The organism is Leclercia sp. 1548, from assembly GCF_050435045.1.
GTDB lineage: Bacteria > Pseudomonadota > Gammaproteobacteria > Enterobacterales > Enterobacteriaceae > Enterobacter > Enterobacter adecarboxylatus.
On the sequence record NZ_JBNDJP010000010.1, the window covers coordinates 12,844 to 32,199 of the forward strand.

The 19,356-nt window shown below is 54.8% G+C and carries 17 protein-coding genes; 7 read left to right on the top strand and 10 right to left on the bottom strand.

Annotated elements, in window-relative coordinates; translation table 11 throughout:
- Positions 1-3: 3 nt before the first annotated feature.
- Both glnL and glnA read right to left on the bottom strand, forming a co-directional pair.
- Positions 4-1,053 (bottom strand): nitrogen regulation protein NR(II), encoded by a 1,050-nt coding sequence (glnL, locus tag ABIE02_RS21015; RefSeq protein WP_032615421.1) that lies wholly within the window; start codon positions 1,051-1,053, stop codon positions 4-6.
- A 187-nt stretch (positions 1,054-1,240) separates the two neighbouring features.
- The gene (glnA, locus tag ABIE02_RS21020; protein WP_032615419.1) at positions 1,241-2,650 is read right to left on the bottom strand and encodes a glutamate--ammonia ligase; all 1,410 of its coding nucleotides are present in this window, start codon (positions 2,648-2,650) and stop codon (positions 1,241-1,243) included.
- A 389-nt stretch (positions 2,651-3,039) separates the two neighbouring features.
- Here glnA and typA point away from each other — a divergent pair, with 389 nt between their 5' ends.
- Positions 3,040-4,863 carry a ribosome-dependent GTPase TypA gene (gene typA, locus ABIE02_RS21025; protein WP_032615418.1) on the top strand — a complete coding sequence of 608 codons (1,824 nt, stop codon included), beginning with the start codon at positions 3,040-3,042 and terminating at the stop codon, positions 4,861-4,863.
- 79 nt (positions 4,864-4,942) lie between these two features.
- Here typA and ompL read toward each other — a convergent pair whose 3' ends face one another.
- The 7 genes from ompL to yihU form a co-directional block, all read right to left on the bottom strand.
- Complete coding sequence (gene ompL / locus ABIE02_RS21030) at positions 4,943-5,629, bottom strand: porin OmpL (protein ID WP_336995123.1); 687 nt, start codon at positions 5,627-5,629, stop codon at positions 4,943-4,945.
- Between the two features lie 74 nt (positions 5,630-5,703).
- Complete coding sequence (locus tag ABIE02_RS21035) at positions 5,704-7,128, bottom strand: MFS transporter (RefSeq protein ID WP_336995124.1); 1,425 nt, start codon at positions 7,126-7,128, stop codon at positions 5,704-5,706.
- 43 nt (positions 7,129-7,171) lie between these two features.
- Entirely contained in the window at positions 7,172-8,554 is a 1,383-nt protein-coding gene (locus ABIE02_RS21040; RefSeq protein WP_336995125.1) for an MFS transporter, read from the bottom strand.
- A 45-nt stretch (positions 8,555-8,599) separates the two neighbouring features.
- Complete coding sequence (locus ABIE02_RS21045) at positions 8,600-10,624, bottom strand: alpha-glucosidase (protein ID WP_336995126.1); 2,025 nt, start codon at positions 10,622-10,624, stop codon at positions 8,600-8,602.
- 16 nt (positions 10,625-10,640) lie between these two features.
- Positions 10,641-11,882 (bottom strand): sulfoquinovose isomerase, encoded by a 1,242-nt coding sequence (gene yihS, locus ABIE02_RS21050; RefSeq protein ID WP_336995127.1) that lies wholly within the window; start codon positions 11,880-11,882, stop codon positions 10,641-10,643.
- 14 nt (positions 11,883-11,896) lie between these two features.
- Positions 11,897-12,772, bottom strand: a complete 876-nt coding sequence (gene yihT / locus ABIE02_RS21055) for a sulfofructosephosphate aldolase (protein WP_032615405.1) — start codon at positions 12,770-12,772, stop codon at positions 11,897-11,899.
- Positions 12,773-12,782: 10 nt separating this feature from the next.
- Positions 12,783-13,679 (bottom strand): sulfolactaldehyde 3-reductase, encoded by an 897-nt coding sequence (yihU, locus tag ABIE02_RS21060; protein WP_144884466.1) that lies wholly within the window; start codon positions 13,677-13,679, stop codon positions 12,783-12,785.
- Between the two features lie 154 nt (positions 13,680-13,833).
- Between yihU and ABIE02_RS21065 the strand changes: the two genes are divergently transcribed.
- From ABIE02_RS21065 to fabY, 6 genes are all read left to right on the top strand, one after another.
- Positions 13,834-14,730, top strand: a complete 897-nt coding sequence (locus ABIE02_RS21065) for a sugar kinase (protein WP_077226887.1) — start codon at positions 13,834-13,836, stop codon at positions 14,728-14,730.
- Positions 14,731-14,764: 34 nt separating this feature from the next.
- Complete coding sequence (locus ABIE02_RS21070) at positions 14,765-15,553, top strand: DeoR/GlpR family DNA-binding transcription regulator (RefSeq protein ID WP_059306932.1); 789 nt, start codon at positions 14,765-14,767, stop codon at positions 15,551-15,553.
- Between the two features lie 142 nt (positions 15,554-15,695).
- Positions 15,696-16,295: a glucose-1-phosphatase gene (gene yihX / locus ABIE02_RS21075; RefSeq protein WP_032615395.1), complete on the top strand. Its 600-nt coding sequence runs from the start codon at positions 15,696-15,698 to the stop codon at positions 16,293-16,295.
- The gene (locus tag ABIE02_RS21080; RefSeq protein ID WP_032615393.1) at positions 16,289-17,170 is read left to right on the top strand and encodes a virulence factor BrkB family protein; all 882 of its coding nucleotides are present in this window, start codon (positions 16,289-16,291) and stop codon (positions 17,168-17,170) included. Before yihX ends, ABIE02_RS21080 begins: the two co-directional genes overlap by 7 nt.
- A complete protein-coding gene (gene dtd, locus ABIE02_RS21085) occupies positions 17,167-17,604 on the top strand; it encodes a D-aminoacyl-tRNA deacylase (protein WP_103793395.1) in 438 nt (145 codons plus the stop codon). Before ABIE02_RS21080 ends, dtd begins: the two co-directional genes overlap by 4 nt.
- A gap of 44 nt (positions 17,605-17,648) precedes the next feature.
- The gene (gene fabY, locus ABIE02_RS21090) at positions 17,649-18,590 is read left to right on the top strand and encodes a fatty acid biosynthesis protein FabY (RefSeq protein ID WP_032615389.1); all 942 of its coding nucleotides are present in this window, start codon (positions 17,649-17,651) and stop codon (positions 18,588-18,590) included.
- Positions 18,591-18,638: 48 nt separating this feature from the next.
- On the opposite strand, the gene ABIE02_RS21095 is transcribed toward fabY, so the two are convergent.
- Positions 18,639-19,199 carry an Ail/Lom family outer membrane beta-barrel protein gene (locus ABIE02_RS21095; RefSeq protein ID WP_336995128.1) on the bottom strand — a complete coding sequence of 187 codons (561 nt, stop codon included), beginning with the start codon at positions 19,197-19,199 and terminating at the stop codon, positions 18,639-18,641.
- Between the last annotated feature and the right edge of the window lie 157 nt (positions 19,200-19,356).

Here is a 19,356-nt window from a genome sequence, read left to right on the forward strand (position 1 = left end):
CCTCTATTTCCTGATTGGCAGGTAAACCGAAAACTCGGTATGACCCGGCCAACTGGTAAATTCAATTTTGCCGGAGTGCTGATCTATCAAATTACGGGCAATCGATAAGCCAAGCCCGGTCCCGCCTTCACGGCCGCTGACCATCGGGTAAAACAGCGTGTCCTGTAAATGGGAAGGGATGCCCGGGCCGTTATCTTCCACGTCGATGCGGGCCGCCAGACGGTAGCGCGTGCCATGCAGGGTGAGCTGGAATGCCGTACGGGTACGCAGCACAATCTGGCCGCCTTCCGGGCCTAAGGCCTGCAGAGCATTACGCACGATGTTCAGCAAGACCTGTTCAATCTGGTCGGGGTCGTGGGGCAGTTCCGGCAGGCTGGGATCGTAATCCCGAATCAGCCTGACGTTATCCGGCAACTCCATCGACACCAGTTTGACGACGCGCTCGGCCACTTTGTGAATGCTTTCGGTGACGTGCATCCCGGGTTGCTGCGGGCCTAACAGGCGATCCACCAGATTACGCAGGCGATCGGCCTGTTCAATGATGACGTTGGTGTATTCCGCCAGCGCCGGATCGGGCAGGGCTTTGGTTAAGAGTTGCGCCGCGCCGCGCAGGCCACCGAGCGGATTTTTAATTTCATGGGCGAGGCCGCGCACCAGGTCCCGGGCCGCAATCTGCTGGGCATGTTGCAGCTGCTCCTGGCTCAGGCGACGCTGATTATCCATCGGCGCCATCTCCAGCAGGATCAGGCCTTCCGGCAGCCGTTGCGCGGTCAGGGACAGAATATGCGAGCGCCCGTCGATCACCAGTGTGACTTCGTTATCGGTAAAGCCTTGTCCCGCCTGCAGGCTCTCCTGCATCAGGCCGATGTTCAGGGAAAAATAACTCAACAGCTCGGGTAGCGGCGCACCAAACAGTTTGCGTGAACTTTGGGCAAGCAACTGCTGGGCCGCAGGATTGGCGTAATGCACCGCCAGATCGTCGTCGACCAGTAAAATGCTGTTGATAAGAGAATTGAGGATCTGCCCAGCATCGGGCAGCGTGCCAGTTGCCATTCAGCAGTCTCCTGGAGTTGGTTGCACCATTTTAGTGCAGTATAGCGTTTTTGCGGTAAAAAGCGCGTAAGATCAGCTTGTTGGTGGAGAAAAAAGCCCATCCGAAGATGGGCTGAAAAGTTTCCACGGCAACAAAAAAACGACTATCAATCTCGCGCGGAAAAATCCGCGCGACAGGGATTGAAGATTAAACGCTGTAGTACAGTTCGAACTCAACCGGGTGTGGCGTCATGCGAACACGGTCGTTCTCTTCCATACGCAGCGCGATGTAAGCATCGATCGCTTCGTCAGTGAACACGCCGCCAGCCGTCAGGAACTCACGGTCTGCATCCAGCGCGTTCAGTGCTTCTTCCAGAGAACCGGCAACCTGTGGGATCTCTTTCGCTTCTTCTGGCGGCAGGTCGTACAGGTTTTTGTCCATGGCTTCGCCCGGATGGATCTTGTTCTTAATACCGTCAAGACCCGCCATCAGCAGTGCTGCGAAGCACAGGTATGGGTTAGCCGCTGGGTCCGGGAAGCGCACTTCGATACGACGTGCTTTCGGAGAAGCAACAACCGGAATACGGATAGAAGCAGAACGGTTACGGGCAGAGTACGCCAGCATGACCGGAGCTTCGTAGCCTGGGACCAGACGCTTGTAGGAGTTGGTGGTTGGGTTCGCCAGGGCGTTGATCGCTTTAGCGTGTTTGATGACGCCACCGATATAGTGCAGTGCCTGCTCGGACAGACCGGCATATTTGTCGCCAGAGAACAGGTTAGTACCGTTCTTGGACAGGGACATGTGGCAGTGCATACCGGAACCGTTGTCACCAAACATTGGTTTTGGCATGAAGGTCGCGGTTTTACCGAAACGGTGTGCAACGTTGTGAACAACGTATTTGTAGATCTGAATTTCGTCCGCTTTCTTGGTCATGGTGTTGAAACGGGTGGCGATTTCGTTCTGGCCAGCAGTTGCAACTTCATGGTGGTGTGCTTCAACAACCAGGCCCATCTCTTCCATGATCAGACACATGGTAGAACGGATGTCCTGTGAAGAATCGACCGGAGGAACCGGGAAGTAACCGCCTTTAACAGCAGGACGGTGACCTTTGTTGCCGCCTTCGTATTTGGTGGAGGAGTTCCATGCGCCTTCGATATCATCGATAGCAACGTGAGAACCGGAAGTGGTCGCACCAAAACGGATGTCGTCGAACAGGAAGAACTCTGGCTCTGGCCCGAACAGAACGGTGTCTGCGATGCCGGTGGAGCGCAGGTACTCTTCAGCGCGTTTAGCGATAGAGCGTGGGTCGCGGTCGTAGCCCTGCAGAGTGCCTGGCTCGAGGATATCGCAACGGATGATCAGGGTAGATTCTTCGAAGAACGGGTCAATGAGCGCAGTCGATGCGTCAGGCATCAGAACCATGTCAGATTCGTTAATACCTTTCCAGCCACCAATCGAGGAGCCGTCAAACATTTTGCCTTCTTCAAAGAATTCGGCATTCACCTGATGAGCAGGAATAGTGACGTGCTGTTCTTTGCCTTTAGTATCGGTGAAGCGCAGATCAACAAACTTCACTTCATGTTCGTTCAGCATCGTCAAAACGTGTTCAGCGGACATACTTAACTCTCCAGATTGGTCATTGTCGTCGTGGTAACGAGGTCTTCAAATTCTGTATAAGGCAGGCAATGTTGCCTCGGGTTGCCGTATTTTTTATAAAGCGAAATCTGTGCCAACTTTTAAAACACCCCAAAAAGGCGTTATCATGCGCACCATAGTGCAAAAGGGCTGCACCATGATGGTTTTGTTGCACCAGTATAGTGCTTCAATGTGAACATTGAGCACCATATTGGTGCAATTTACGTTAAAGTGCCCTTTTACCGCTCCGTGAAAGCGATCACAAAGCATCTCTGCGATACTTGTTTGCGGGGGATGTTTGTGATCCTGTTTTGTAGTGCGATTAATCCGTGTACAATAACGCGCTATTTCTAAATGCCTGAGGCAAAGTTGTGATCGAAAATCTGCGTAATATCGCCATCATCGCGCACGTTGACCATGGTAAAACTACCCTGGTTGATAAGCTGCTGCAGCAATCTGGTACGTTCGACTCTCGTGCCGAAACTCAAGAACGCGTGATGGACTCCAACGATTTGGAGAAAGAGCGTGGGATTACCATCCTCGCTAAAAACACCGCTATCAAATGGAATGACTACCGTATCAACATCGTTGATACCCCGGGGCACGCCGACTTCGGTGGTGAAGTTGAACGTGTAATGTCCATGGTCGATTCCGTGCTGCTGGTCGTTGACGCAATGGATGGCCCAATGCCGCAGACGCGCTTCGTAACCAAGAAGGCATTTGCCCATGGTCTGAAGCCAATCGTGGTTATCAACAAAGTTGACCGCCCTGGCGCGCGTCCTGACTGGGTTGTGGATCAGGTCTTCGACCTGTTCGTAAACCTCGACGCCACTGACGAGCAGCTGGACTTCCCTATCGTTTACGCGTCTGCGCTGAACGGTATCGCAGGTCTGGACCACGAAGACATGGCTGAAGACATGACCCCGCTGTACCAGGCGATTGTTGACCGTGTTCCTGCGCCAAACGTTGATATTGACGGCACCCTGCAGATGCAGATCTCTCAGCTCGACTACAACAACTACGTTGGTGTAATCGGCATTGGTCGTATCAAGCGCGGTAAAGTTAAGCCTAACCAGCAAGTTACTATCATCGATAGCGAAGGCAAAACCCGTAACGGTAAAGTTGGTAAAGTACTGACTCACCTGGGTCTGGAGCGTATCGAGAGCGACATCGCTGAAGCTGGCGACATCATCGCGATCACCGGTCTGGGCGAGCTGAACATCTCTGACACCATTTGCGACACGCAAGCGGTAGAAGCGCTGCCAGCCCTGTCTGTTGATGAACCAACTGTATCTATGTTCTTCAACGTCAACACCTCTCCGTTCTGTGGTAAAGAAGGTAAGTTCGTTACCTCTCGTCAGATCCTTGACCGCCTGAACAAAGAGCTGGTGCACAACGTTGCGCTGCGTGTTGAAGAAACGCCAGACGCTGATGCATTCCGTGTTTCCGGTCGTGGTGAGCTGCACCTGTCAGTTCTGATCGAAAACATGCGTCGTGAAGGTTTCGAGATGGCGGTTTCCCGTCCGAAAGTTATCTTCCGCGAAATCGATGGCCGTAAACAAGAGCCATTCGAAAACGTAACGCTGGACGTTGAAGAGCAGCACCAGGGTTCTGTGATGCAGGCACTGGGTGAGCGTAAAGGCGACCTGAAAAACATGAATCCAGATGGCAAAGGCCGCGTACGTCTCGACTACGTGATCCCAAGCCGTGGTCTGATCGGCTTCCGTTCAGAGTTCATGACCATGACCTCCGGTACGGGTCTGCTGTACTCCACCTTCAGCCACTACGACGACGTGCGTCCAGGCGATGTTGGCCAGCGTAACAACGGCGTTCTGATCTCCAACGGTCAGGGTAAAGCAGTTGCGTTCGCCCTGTTCAGCCTGCAGGACCGCGGTAAGCTGTTCCTGGGTCACGGTGCAGAAGTTTACGAAGGCCAGATCATCGGTATTCACAGCCGTTCTAACGACCTGACTGTAAACTGCCTGACCGGTAAGAAACTGACCAACATGCGTGCGTCCGGTACTGACGAAGCAACGGTTCTGGTTCCACCGGTTAAGATGACTCTGGAGCAGGCTCTGGAATTCATCGATGACGACGAACTGGTAGAAGTAACCCCAACTTCTATCCGTATCCGTAAACGTCACCTGACTGAGAACGATCGTAAACGCGCAATGCGCGGCCCGAAAGAAGACTAATTCGGTGATGCCGTAGGCCGGGCAAGCGCGAGCGCCGCCCGGTAACTAAAAAGCCGCTGATTCCTCAGCGGCTTTTTTATTAGAACGAATAGCGCAATCCCAACCGAACCCGGTACTGCTCGCGGTTGTAATCATTCCATCTGTCCAGCCACTGCAGTTCAAGGTACGGCAGCCAGTTTTTGTCGATCTTATAGCTGAATTTATTGGTAATTTCCCAGTGGTGATCTTTGCCATTTTTGCTGCGGTAATCATTCACCCGCTGAAAAAAGTGCGGCTCAAAGGTATAGAAAAACGCATCCGTCACTTTGAAATTCCAGTAATTCGCCAGCTCGTGCGTATCGTTCTTATCCATCAGCCCGTTATAGTCCGGCGTATCGTAATTGTTGTGGTTGTAGCGATAGCGGAACGTCAGGTTGAACCAGTCAACGAATTTATAGTTGGTGTCCAGATAGACGGCACCGCCCGAACCCGCGCTGCTGTCGTTAATCAATCCGCCGGGTTGGAAAGTGAGTTTGTCGGTGGGTTTAAAGAGTGGATACCATCCTTCTATTTCGTTATAGCTGTGCTTCAGCTCATCCCATTTTCCCAGGTTATAAGCATTGGTGAACATCAGTCCCGCGCCCATATCGAAGTTATAGCCCGCACGCAGGATCACCTCGTGCATCTCCGAGGCCGTATTGTAGGCTTCGCGGGTTTCGACGTAGGCACCGGCAAATACCGGGTAGGACACAGACGACACGATCAGTACAGTGATGATTCTTTTCATAATTTGTCCATGTATCAGGTACAGAAAGGCCTCCCTCCTGATTAACAGGAAGGAAACAATGGCCGGATTTATTGTTATAAAGTGACTGCTGACGCTTTATGGTTGGCGATTATCTCAGGCGTATCCGCTAATTCTTTTTTCCGTTTCCCTATCTCCTCGATAATAAAAGCGAAGCGCGCTTCGTTGAGTTTATAAAACAGTCCCATAGTGATGGCGGCGATAATCGCCAGGCCGCACGGCCAGAGAAAAATAAGCTGACGCAGCCCCAGCAGGGTGCCCGCGCTTTGCACGGCATGCGGAATATAACCAATCTGGGTCAACATAATACCCGGCAGGAATCCGGCGAGGGCCGCGGAGATTTTGCGTGAGAAGGTGTAACCGGTATAAACCGACCCCTCGGCGCGGATGCCGGTTTTCCACTCCCCATAATCGACGGTATCCGGCACCAGCGCCCAGTTGAGGCTATTCACAAATGCGGTACCAAAAAAGGCCATGCAGGAAAACAGCACGAACAGCAGGGAGCTGGTCCCCCAGAAGAAGTTCAGCACGTCGCCCACCGCCCACAGCGCCAGCCCGCCCAGATAGACCGGCTTCTTGCCGAAACGCTTAACCGCGCCCGGTACCAGAAACACGCCTACCAGAATGCAGCCCATACTGAAAAAGCCCATCCACGACAGCAGATGGAGATCGTTCAGCACGTACTGGGTGTAGTAAACCTGAATGGCCAGCTTGATGTTAAACGCCGCGAGGGTACAAAGGTTGGCGATGCACAACACCAGCAGCGGTGGATTGCGGAAGATGGCGCAGAAGGATTTCAGGATGCCCGGCTTATGATGATCGGGCGTGATCTCCACGTAGCGCTCTTTCACCCCGCAGTAGCACCACCACATACAGACCAGACCCCCGGTGACAAACACCAGTGCGGCAACCAGATAGCCGAGTGACGGCTGGCTAACAAACAGCGCCTGAATGGGCATAAAGCCGACAGTGCAGAGCAGCAGACCCACCGTTGCGCCGCCCTGACGCCAGGCCGCAAGCTGCGCGCGCTCATTCGGGTTTTTGGTGATCGCTGGCACCATCGCGCCGTAAGAGCAGTTCATCAGGCTATAGCACAGGCCGAACATCATAAACAGCACCGTGGCGATGGCTGTTTTCACCGTCAGGCTAAAATCATTCGCCATAAACTGGGCCGTGGCGACCAGTGCCACCGGAACGGAAGCATAAAGAATAAACGGCCTGAATTTCCCTCTGGCACCGATGTTACGCCGGGAGTCCAGCAGCACGCCGGTGAGCATGTCGGTAAAGGCGGTGAAGAACTTCGCTACCAGGAAGATAATGCCGCCATAGAACGCGGGCATGCCCAGCTCGTCTGTGTAAAACTTCAGCAGATACAGCGTGCCGATACAGAGCATCAAATTAGAGCCAAAATCGCCCATCCCATAGGCGCACTTCTCGCGCAGGCTCAACTTCAGGGTTAAGGGATCAGTATTGTGTGTCATGGTCGATCCTCATAGCGCCCCGCAGGGCGCTCGATCAGGTCATTCAGGCCGTACGTTTGCGCAGTTCAATCTCTTCTACAATGCGCACATACATTTTCTCGTTGAGGTTGTAGAAGCAGCCCATCGCCACGATGGTGATGACCGCCAGCAGGCTTGGGTAGATAAAGATCAGCTGACGCAACCCTTCAACCGTTTCGGCGGATTGCACCACGTTGGGTACGTAGCCGATTTGCGTGAGCATGATCCCCGGGAAGAAGCCCGCCAGCGCCTGCGACACCTTACGGAAGAAGGTAAACCCGGTATAGACCGTTCCTTCGGATCGTACCCCGGTGCGCCACTCGCCATACTCTACGGTGTCGGACACCAGCGCCCAGTTCAGGCTATTCACAAAGGCGGAACCAAAGAACGCCAGGCAGGAGAACGCCACAAAGCTCACCGACCCGCCGCCGAAGAAGTAGTTGAGCAGGTCGCCTGCCACCCAAATCATCAGCCCGCTGATATAGACCTTTTTCTTACCGAAGCGACGCACCGCGCCGGGCATCATAAAGACGCCGATAAAAATACAGCCCATGCTGAAGAAGCCCATATACGACAGCAGAATAGGGTCGTTCAGCACGTACTGCGTGTAGTAAACCTGAATGGCAAGTTTGACGTTAAAGGCACCCAGCGTACACAGGTTGGCGATGCAGAGAATAAACAGCGGGCGGTTACCGGCAATGGCGCGAAACGACTGCAGCAGCCCGGGTTTATGTGTCGCACTGGCGGGCTGCATCTCAACGTAACGCTCGGTCACGCCTTTGTAGCACCACCACATAAAGAACAGCCCGAACAGCGAGAAAAGGGTCGCGGCAAAGATGTAGCCAAGCTGGTCATTGCCCTCAATCAGGTTCATCACCGGTACAAAACCGACGGTACACAGCAGCAGACCCAGCGTGGCGCCGCCCTGACGCCAGGCGGCCAGTGAGGCGCGCTCGTCCGGGTTTTTAGTAATGGCAGGTACCATTGCGCCGTAAGAGCAGTTCATCATGCTGAAGAACAGGCCGTAGAGCATAAACAGCACCGTTGCCATCACCGTTTTGCCGGTCACCTCAAACGGCGTGCCGACGAAGTTGGCAATGGCCAGCAGGGTCACCGGGAACGCCGCGTAGAGCACGAACGGGCGGAATTTCCCTTTTGGGCCGATCTTGCGCCGGGAGTCGAGCATGATCCCGGTGCCCATATCGGTGAAGGCAGTAAAGAATTTGGCAATCAGGAAGATGATCCCGCCGTAGGTACCCGGCAGGCCCAGCACGTCGGTGTAAAACTTCAGCAGATACAGCGTGCCGATGTCCAACAGGATGTTAGAGCCGAGATCGCCCATCCCGTAGGCGAGTTTTTCTTTAAACGGCAGGCGCAGGGTTGCCGGATCAGAAGTATGTTGACTCATTATTGTTCTCCGTCTGCCCGCAGGTTTCCCTGCGGGCGAGCCTTATCAGATATGACGCAGAGTGCTAAACAGATCTGCCCATTCGCTTTGCTGGCGATAGAAGACCGGTGGCTTGCCGAGCGGAGCATCAACGGTGACATCACCGCCATGGCAAACTTCCCCCGTCCACGCATTTACCCAGTTGTCTTCTGGTAAATAGAGCGACCAGTCATGACGCCCCTCTTCATGCACAGGGGCCACCAGCAGATCGCGGCCAAACAGATACTGGTATTTCAGCGTGTAGACGTGCGCGTCATCCTCGTAGTGCAGGAATAACGGCCGCATTACCGGCAGGCCGCTTTTCGCATTCTGCGCCACGGCATCTTTGATATAGGGTTTCAGAGTGGTAAAGACGGTGGTCATGCGCGCAAAGTGCGCAATGGTTTCGGCATCACCATCAAACTGCCAGTTATCGCCAGGACGGTTCCCTTCGTGGGTACGCATCATCGGCGTAAAAGCACTGAAATCGCACCAGCGCAGCAGCAGCTCTTTGCTGCGCTTCATCTCGAACAGGGTGGTATACCCGCCGATATCGCTGTGGTGCAGGCCATGCCCGGTCATCGCCAGAGAGAGCGCTGCCGGCACCACTGACGCCAGACCGTCGTCGAGGCTCCAGTCGACGTTCTGATCTCCCGCCCACATCATCACCGAGTGCTTCTGGCTACCGGTGTAACCCGCACGCATGAAGAACAGGATCTCGCCGAGCTTGCCCGTCTCTTCCAGCGCTTCGTAGTTACATTTCGCCCACAGCGCAGGCCAGGCGTTATGCATAATCTCCGCAGTGACGCCGTTATGCAGGAAAGTATCGGTCGGCAGATATTCACCGAAATCGGCCATCCAGCCGCTGCAACCCAGTTCAATCAGGTTCTTTTTAATGACCTCTTTGTACCAGTCGTAGGCCTCAGGATTAGTCAGGTCGATAACGCCTGCGTAGAACTCGCCAAACTCGACGTGGTAGTCCTTGCCGTCGGCATCTTTGGTCAGATAGCCGCGCTTCGCCGCCTCTTCGCACAGGTCTTTATCGCTGGCCACGTACGGGTTGATATAGGAGAGGAACTGCACGCCTTCCTGCTTCCACTGCTGAATACGCTCATCAAGCTGCGGATACAGCTCGCTGTTCCACTTCCAGTTCCACATCACGCGTTTGCCGAAGGAGGTCATGCGAATGCCGGACCAGTCCTGCGCCCAGATGCCGTTGACCTTCACGCCGCCTTTGCGCAGGGTATCCAGCTTCTGCTGACACACCTCGGTGCCGCCCTGAATACCCAGCGTCACGCCATCGTAAACCCAGTCTGGCAGCTCAGGCTGACGACCCAGCAGGCCGGTCAGTTTTTCCAGCAGATCGACGTAGGTTTCCGCACAGTCGAAGCGCAGCGTGGCGTTATCTTCCCAGAAGGCCAGCTCGTGGAAGTCCGGCGCGCTGAAATCGAAGTTCATGTAGCAGCTGTTATCCACGTGGCAGAAATACTTCTGGGTGCTCACGAAGGTGGGCTGCGGGAAGAAGGTCCAGTAGTAATCGCCGCCTGCATTCTCTTTGCAGTCGGCCTGCCAGGTCACATAGGTTTGTTTGTTACGCCCAACGCCCTGTTCACTGGTCCACAGCGGGAACGGCTTGCCGCGCAGGTCGAAGTACGAGAACTGCTCTCCGCAGCCGTAAATGTGATCGTCGGGCTGAGCCGCCAGGCGCAACCAGATACGGTTATGGTGGGGGGCATCGTTTTTGAGCTTCAGCGCCAGACGGCCTGCTTCATCGACGCCCACCAGCAGCGTCGCGCTCACCGCGTCGCCACGGGTAAAGCGAATGGCCCAGCCCGCGTTTTGCTGTGTGACGGTCGCGTCCGTCAGGGCAATCTTTTCGTTGAGCTTGTCCTTGATACTGAAATTGCCACGAAACATGTCGATATCGGCAACGCCAGCGCCGATCCACAGGCAGGGGGCATCCGCGGTGTGGGACAAAATCAGTCGGTTTTCCCAGTGCAGGGTGAAACCACTTTCGTTATTTTTCAGGTCAATATTGTGTAGGGTACGCATAAAAACTCCGTCTTTATTATTTGGCCTGGCTATCCAGTAATCCGGCGGCGACCGCAGGGGCTAATCCTGGTGCCAGCGGCAAGCGTGGGATCACCAGGCAGTGCAGCAGATGGTAAATATCCTGTTTTCCATCCCAGACTTTGGTGGTCACTTCGTTATTGGTATCCAGCTCCTGCCACCAGGAGCCGTTCTCGTAATCCATCAGGTACTTAATGCAGTATTCCCACCACGTCTGATACCAGGCTTCGTACTGCGCCTCGCCGGTGACGGTATAGAGCGCATAGGCTGTTCCCATCGCTTCGACGATTGGCCAACGTACGCGTTCGCGCACGATAGGTTTGCCATCCCAGCCCACGGAGTAGACAAAGCCATCTGCCCCGTCGGGTGCCCAGGCGTCGCGTATAGTGGCGTGGAACAGCCCTTTCGCATCTTCCAGCAGCCACTCTGGCGGCGTTTCAAAGCGGGCTTCCAGGGCGGCGCGCAGGTGTAACATCAGGCGTCCCCACTCGATCCAGTGCCCCGGCGTGCCGCCATAGGCGCGGAAACGGTGGGCTGGATTGTCGATGTTGTAATCGCGGATTGGATTCCAGTTCGTGTCGAAGTGCTCGTTAACGCGATACTCCCCTTTGCGCGCCACGTCGTGAATAATCACCGAGGCGATGCGCAGGGCGCGGTCAAGCCACTTGCGGTCGTGCGTCACGTCGTAAACGATCAGGAAGGCTTCCACGGCGTGCATGTTGGCATTGCCGCCGCGGTAATCTTCGGTTTTGCTGAATGCCTCGTCCCAGGATTCGAGGCACATTTGTTCGTCCTCGCTCCAGAAATAGCGCTCGATCACCTCAATCGCCTCGTCCAGCAGCTTGCGCGCCTGTGGATGACCCGTGGTGACGGCGCTCGCCGCACCCAGCAGCACGAAGAAGTGCTGATAGCCCTGCTTGGAGGCGTCGATCACGCCCTCGTCGTTGACGCAGGCGTACCAGCCGCCGTGCTGTTTGTCGCGCAGCGGGCCGTTGAGGGCGTTAATGCCATGCTCAATCAGAGCGTAAGCGCCGGGGCGGCCCATGTTCGCGGCCACCGCGTAAACGTGCAGCATACGGGCGGTGATCCACAGATGGGTGCCCATGTCGCTGCGGATCTGACCGTTATTGCCCAGCCAGCCAAAGCCAGTGGGTACGGCGGCGTTTTTGCCGAAATCGAGAATGCGGTCGGTCTCTTGTTCGAGCCAGCGGTTATGGCTCAGGGTGTTAAACCATTTCATGTTCGTATCCTTTCTTAACGGCGAGCCATCATTTCGTCGACGATTTCGCCCAGACGCTGCAGTTTCGGTACAGAGACGTCGCGCAGCATCATTTCAGTATCCGGCAGCCCCACCACGGACGACCATACGGCGCGACCGGCTAAAAAGCCTGAAGCCCCCGCCTGCATGGCAACCTGCACCGCGCGCGGGAAGAGCTTGTCATCCACGCCGGAAGAGAGGATCACCCACGGCATGTTGATCTGTTCATTCAGTTTCTGCGAGGCGGCCAACAGTTCCTGCTGCGTACCTTTACCGAACAACGGCATCTCGACTTTGTAGAGATCGGCGCCGCTGTCGCCCAGCTCTTTTGCCGCATCGATAATGGCCTGTTCGCGGTTAAACACAGCGCTGCGACGCGGGGGACGAACCACCGGCTCAATAATGCTAAGTAGCCCGTTGTCATGGCACAGCTTATTAAACGCCGACACCATCTCCAGACGTTGCTGCGGATCTTCGTCGCTACGCCACAGCACCAGCAGCTTCAGCGCTTTGCCGCCATCGCGCCTGACCGCCTGCGCATCAATATTTTTATCAATCACCACGCTGTCGACCGGAATGCCATTCCCCGGAATAAACTCGTCAGCCGCCACAATCATCGCGCAGCTGTTGGCAACCGCCTGTTGTTCCACGATCTGGCGATAGCAGAACTGCTGGTCGACAAGAATAGCGGAGGCGTACGGCGACAGAATTTTCGCCGCATTGACCTTGAAGTCAGTCAGATGCTGATCGGTGACCGGCACAGGCGCACCCGCTGCGGCAAACATCAGACGCATCGCTTCGCGCTGATCCACGGCCAGCATGGCAAAACCGCCGGAAGGTCGGGTGATATCTTTCAGGGTGTACATCGTCATTCCTCAGTCCTTACTTATCAGTGTGATTATTCAGTCCGGCGGATGCGCGAACCTGTTCAAGAATGGCCGTCCAGTCTTCACGTCCGCGTCCGGCGGCGCGTGCCTGGTTGTAGACTTCGCGGGAGGCGGCACCCAGCGGCATCGGGACGTGCAGTTGGTTGGCTACGTCCAGGGCGATCCCCAGATCTTTATGTGCAAGGTCGATCATAAAGGCGGGTGAAAGATCCCCTTTCAGCACCTTGTTTGGCCACGAGGTGGTGAAGTGCCCTTTACCCGCAGGGGTGCCGCTCATGACTTTCAGGGCCACATCAAAGGAGAGGCCGAGCGCTTCGCACAGCACCGCCGCCTCAGCGGAAAGCGCGTTCAGGGCGATGCTCATGTAGTTATTGATAAGCTTCACGCGAATGCCCATCCCAGGCCCGCCTGCGTTAATCAGTTCATTGCCCATCGCCATCAACACCGGCGTGGCGCGTTCAACCTGTTCGGCCGTGCCGCCCGCCAGCAGGAGCAACGTTCCGGCGATAGCATGATCCGACGTGCGCCCGACAGGCACATCCATCAGGCTGAAACCCTGTTTAGCCATGTCGCGGATCAGCGCGTCGGTCTGCAGCGGATGAATGGTGGACATATCAATCACCAGCGCGTCGCGGGACAGCCCGTCGCAAACGCCGTGCTCACCAAACAAAACGGTGCGCACCAGGTCGCCGTTTGGCAGCATGGTGATGACAAATTCGGCATCGGTTGCCGCCTGTGCAGGGGTTGTCGCTGCTTGTGCGCCGCTCTCTACCAGAGCCTGAATCGCCTGGGGGTTTACATCAAAGACGCGAAGCTGGTGGCCCTGCTGTAAAAGATTCTTCGCCATGGGCGCGCCCATCTGTCCTAAACCGATAAAGGCAATTGCTGACATGCTTCTCTCCTGTCACATCGTGTCAATTATTGAGCGTTTATGTTGTCTGTTTTTGATCGTATTTGTAATTTATAGTCAAAAAATTGACACGGGTCACTTTTTAAACATTTTGTGAAATTAAAATGAGAGCATCAGAAACGCAGAAGGAATCACCATGACTCGCATTGTTTGTGTTGGCATTACCGTGCTGGATCGCATCTGGTATCTCGATGATTTACCGAAAGAAGGTGGGAAATATGTCGCAAAAGACTATACGGAAGTGGGCGGTGGCCCGGCGGCAACTGCGGCGGTGGCGGCGGCAAAACTGGGGGCAGAAGTGGATTTTATTGGCCGGGTGGGGGATGACGACACCGGCAGAAGATTACTCGCGGAGCTGGAGTCCCTGGGGGTAAATACGCGGTACACCCGCGTTGTTAAAGGTGCCCGCTCGTCACAGTCGGCCGTGCTGGTGGATGCGAGCGGTGAGCGTGTTATTGCTAACTATCCCAGCGCCGATCTTCCCATGACAGCAGACTGGCTGAAGGAGATCGATTTTTCGCAGTGGGACAGTGTCTTGGCCGATGTGCGCTGGCATGAGGGCGCAAAGCAAGCCTTTACCCTTGCCCGTCAGCAGGGCGTGCCTACGGTGCTTGATGCGGATGTCACTCCGCAGGATATCGCTGAACTCGTTGCGCTGAGCGACCATGCGGCCTTTTCCGCGCCGGGTCTGAAACGTTTAACGCGCATAGATAATCCACTCGATGCCTTAAAAAAAGCACAAACGCTCACAAATGGACACGTGTATGTCACGCAGGGCCGTGAGGGGTGTTACTGGCTGGAGAAGGGCGAACTTTGCCATCAGCCGGGGTATGCCGTTGAGGTGGTTGATACGACAGGTGCGGGGGATGTTTTTCATGGCGCGCTGGCGCTCAGTCTGGCGCAACAGATGCCGTCATCAGAGGCAGTTCGTTTTGCCAGTGCCGTCGCGGCATTGAAATGCACCAAACCGGGTGGGCGCGCAGGTATACCTGACTGTGATCAAACCCGCTCTTTTTTGTCACTTTTTGTATAAAATGCGGGGCGTGATGGTTTTCAGAGGACAGCCCATGAGCCTTACCGAACTGACCGGCAACCCGCGCCACGATCAGCTGCTAACGCTAATTGCCGATCGTGGTTATATGAACATTGATGAACTGGCGAACCTGCTGGATGTCTCCACGCAAACGGTGCGCCGGGATATCCGCAAACTGAGCGACCAGGGGCTGATAACACGTCATCATGGTGGTGCGGGTAGGGCATCCAGCGTGGTCAACACGGCTTTTGAGCAGCGCGAAGTCTCTCTGACCGAAGAGAAGCGAGCGATAGCCGAGGCCATTGCGGACTACATTCCCGATGGCTCAACCCTGTTTATCACCATTGGTACGACCGTGGAGCATGTGGCCCGTGCCCTGCTTAACCATAATCATCTGCGTATTATCACCAACAGCCTGCGGGTGGCGCATATTCTCTACAAAAACCCGCGCTTTGAGGTGATGGTCCCCGGCGGTACGCTGCGTCCGCACAACGGGGGCATCATCGGCCCGGCGGCCACGGCGTTTGTGTCGGGTTTCCGTGCTGATTACCTGGTGACCAGCGTCGGGGCGATTGAATCCGACGGTGCGCTGATGGAATTTGATGTTAACGAAGCCAGCGTGGCGAAGACCATGATGGCGCACTCCCGGCACATTTTACTGGCGGCCGATCATACGAAATACCACGCTTCCGCCGCGATCGAAGTCGGTAACGTGGCGCAGGCTACGGCGCTCTTCACCGATAAACTCCCCGGCTCTGCCCTGCAAGGTCATCTGAAATCCGGCAAGGTTGAGGTTGTTGAAGTCAATCCGGGCGACGAATAACAGACCGCTTCGCGGTTTTTGCTCTCACGGCCTGGCAGGTACCCTGCGGGCCGTTCCTTCCTTTCTGTAAGCTGGCGCTGGCGCATAGCCAAACATCTTCTTTCCCGCTAAAGTTAATTTTCACGGCGAAAAGGAGAAGCAGATGCTCTATATCTTTGATTTAGGAAACGTAATCGTCGATATCGACTTTAATCGTGTGCTGGGGTCATGGAGTGATTTCAGCCGCGTTCCGCTGGCAACGCTTAAGCAGAGTTTTACGATGGGCGATACCTTCCATCAGCATGAGCGCGGTGAGATTTCGGATGAAGAATTTGCCGAAAAGCTCTGCCAGGAGATGGAACTAGCCCTCAGTTACGAACAGTTTTCCCACGGCTGGCAGGCGATCTTTGTCGGTATTCGTCCCGAGGTGATTGCCATCATGCACAAGCTGCGTGAGCAAGGGCATCGGGTAGTGGTGCTGTCCAATACCAACCGTCTGCATACCACTTTCTGGCCGGATGAATATCCCGAAGTGAAAGCGGCGGCAGACAAAATCTACCTGTCCCAGGAGATGGGGATGCGCAAACCGGAAGCGCGGATCTACCAGGCCGTTTTGCAGGCCGAAGGATTCTCTGCCGCCGACGCCATCTTTTTTGACGATAACGTCGATAATATAGAGGGAGCTAACCAGTTGGGTATCACGTCAATTCTGGTGACCGGAAAACAGACAATACCTGACTATTTTGCGAAGCAGTTATGCTAAAAATCGTTCATCAAAAAGCCAGCCACCACACCCGACCGTTTCGTGCGTGGCTAAAACTCCTCTGGCATCGCATCGATGAGGACAACATGACCACGCTGGCAGGCAACCTTGCCTACGTGTCGTTGTTGTCTCTGGTGCCGCTAGTGGCCGTTATTTTTGCCCTTTTTGCCGCTTTTCCGATGTTTTCGGATGTCAGCCTGCAGCTCCGCCATTTTGTTTTTGCGAACTTCATGCCTGCCACCGGGGATGTCATTCAGAATTACATTGAGCAGTTTGTCGCGAACTCCAGCAAGATGACGGCGGTAGGGGCGTGCGGACTTATTGTCACCGCGCTGCTGCTGATGTATGCCATCGATAGCGCGCTCAATACCATCTGGCGCAGCACCCGGGCGCGTCCTAAGGTTTACTCGTTTGCAGTCTACTGGATGATCCTGACGCTGGGGCCGTTGCTGGCCGGTGCCAGTCTGGCGATCAGCTCATATCTGCTCTCGTTACGCTGGGCCAGCGAACTCGACAGCGTGATTGACGACGTGCTGCGCATCTTCCCGTTGCTCTTGTCCTGGCTCGCTTTCTGGTTGCTCTACAGCATTGTGCCTACCATGCGGGTGCCTAACCGCGATGCGATGCTGGGCGCGCTGGTGGCCGCTCTGCTTTTCGAGTTGGGCAAGAAAGGCTTTGCGCTCTACATCACCATGTTCCCCTCCTATCAGCTGATTTATGGCGTACTGGCGGTGATCCCCATTTTGTTCCTCTGGGTTTACTGGACGTGGTGCATCGTCTTGCTTGGCGCTGAAATTACTGTCACTCTCGGGGTATATCGCGAGCTAAAAAAAGCGGCCGAAGCCGAAAAACGACGAGAAGCAGACCAACCATGATTGCATTAATCCAGCGCGTAACCCGTGCCAGCGTCACCGTGGAGGGAGAGGTGACGGGTGAAATTGGCCCGGGACTTTTAGTCTTGTTAGGTGTCGAAAGGGATGACGACGAGCAGAAAGCCAACCGCTTATGCGAGCGCGTGTTGGGTTATCGCATCTTCAGCGATGCAGAAGGCAAAATGAACCTCAACGTCCAGCAGGCGGGTGGCAGCGTGCTGGTCGTATCGCAGTTTACGCTGGCAGCCGATACCGAGCGCGGCATGCGCCCGGGCTTCTCTAAAGGGGCGGCGCCAGAACGGGCAGAAGCGTTATATGAATACTTTGTTGACCGTTGCCGTCAGCAAGAGATGCATACACAGACCGGACGTTTCGCTGCAGATATGCAGGTCTCGCTGGTAAATGATGGCCCCGTCACGTTCTGGCTCCAGGTATGAGTGAGCTGACGGCATGGCCGCGGGTAACAAGAGAGACTACAGCTATGTATCACCTTCGAGTACCGCAAACGGAAGAAGAGTTGGCGCTTTATTATCAGTTCCGCTGGGAGATGCTGCGTAAGCCATTGCATCAGCCGAAAGGGTCGGAGCGCGACGCCTGGGATGCCATGGCGCATCACCAGATGGTCATGGATGAAGAGGGCAACCTTGTCGCCGTCGGGCGGCTGTATATCAACGCTGATAATGAAGCCTCCATTCGCTTTATGGCGGTGCACCCCAGCGTACAGGATAAAGGTCTCGGTACGCTGATGGCGATGACGCTGGAGTCTGTTGCCCGTCAGGAGGGCGTGAAGCGCGTCACCTGTAGCGCGCGTGAAGATGCGGTCGAGTTCTTTGCCAAGCTGGGTTTTATAAACCAGGGCGAAATCACCACGCCGCAAACCACCCCGATTCGCCACTTTTTGATGATCAAACCCATCGCTTCGCTGGATGATATTTTGCATCGTGCCGACTGGTGCGGTCAGCTGCAGCAGGCCTGGTATCAGCACATCCCGCTGAGCGAAAAGATGGGGGTGCGCATTCAGCAGTACACCGGGCAAAAATTTATCACCACCATGCCGGAGATCGGCAATCAGAACCCGCACCATACGCTGTTTGCCGGCAGCCTGTTTTCTCTGGCCACGCTCACCGGCTGGGGGCTTATCTGGCTGATGCTGCGCGAGCGCCATCTTGGCGGCACGATTATTCTTGCCGATGCCCATATTCGTTACAGCGCCCCGATCAGCGGTAAGCCAAGCGCGGTAGCTGACCTCGGCGCACTGGGCGGCGATCTCGACCGTCTGGCACGTGGCCGCAAGGCGCGCGTACAAATGCAGGTTGAACTGTTCGGCGATGAAACGCCGGGCGCGGTCTTTGAAGGCACCTATATTGTTCTGCCTGCGAAGCCCTATGGCGCGTATGAGGAAGGGGGGAATGAAGAGGAGTAGGGATATTTAAAGAGAGTTATCTTTTCAGAAGATAACTCTCACGTGATATCAGAAGCGGTAGCCAATACCCAAAATAAACCCATTGATGGCGTAATTACCATTCAGATCGGCTTCTGTTCCTTCATAGCCGAGCGTCATCGAGACATTTTCGACTGGATTAATCATCAGACCTGCGCCATAGGCAAAAGAGGTCGATTTTTCAGAAAGACTGTCATGACCGGTATAGTCCAGCGTAGCATTAATCCACTTTGTCGTTCCCGATGCTTTGACATAAGCGATACCGCCCAGGGCATACAGGGAAATATAATCATTAATACGGTATGACGGACCAGCCAGTACGGAATAATATTTCACATCAACATCGTTTTTTACGAAGTCATTAGCCACATAATATTGAGTGGACCCATCGCCCTGCATGTAGGTGAAAGAGCCGATGATGCTTAACGGTGAGTTCAATTCGTAGCGATATTGCAGGTTTACGCCGCTCAGACTGTTAAAGTTTTGCACATCGGCGTGTGCATAGCCAAGAGATAACGTTTGTTCAGTAGCGAAGGTTGCACCACTTGCCATGGTGAATGCCAGAAATATCGCCAAAGATATTTTATTCATTTATATATTCCCTTAGTGTTTTTGACGAGGGGATTTTAAAGGGGTAGTAAAAGTAAAAATAGAGGGTTTAGCCCTGGCGATATATTTTTAGGAAGATATTTATAGCTTGGTTATGAATGTTTTTTTATTTGCTGAGTATGGAGAGGGGGCGGTGAAT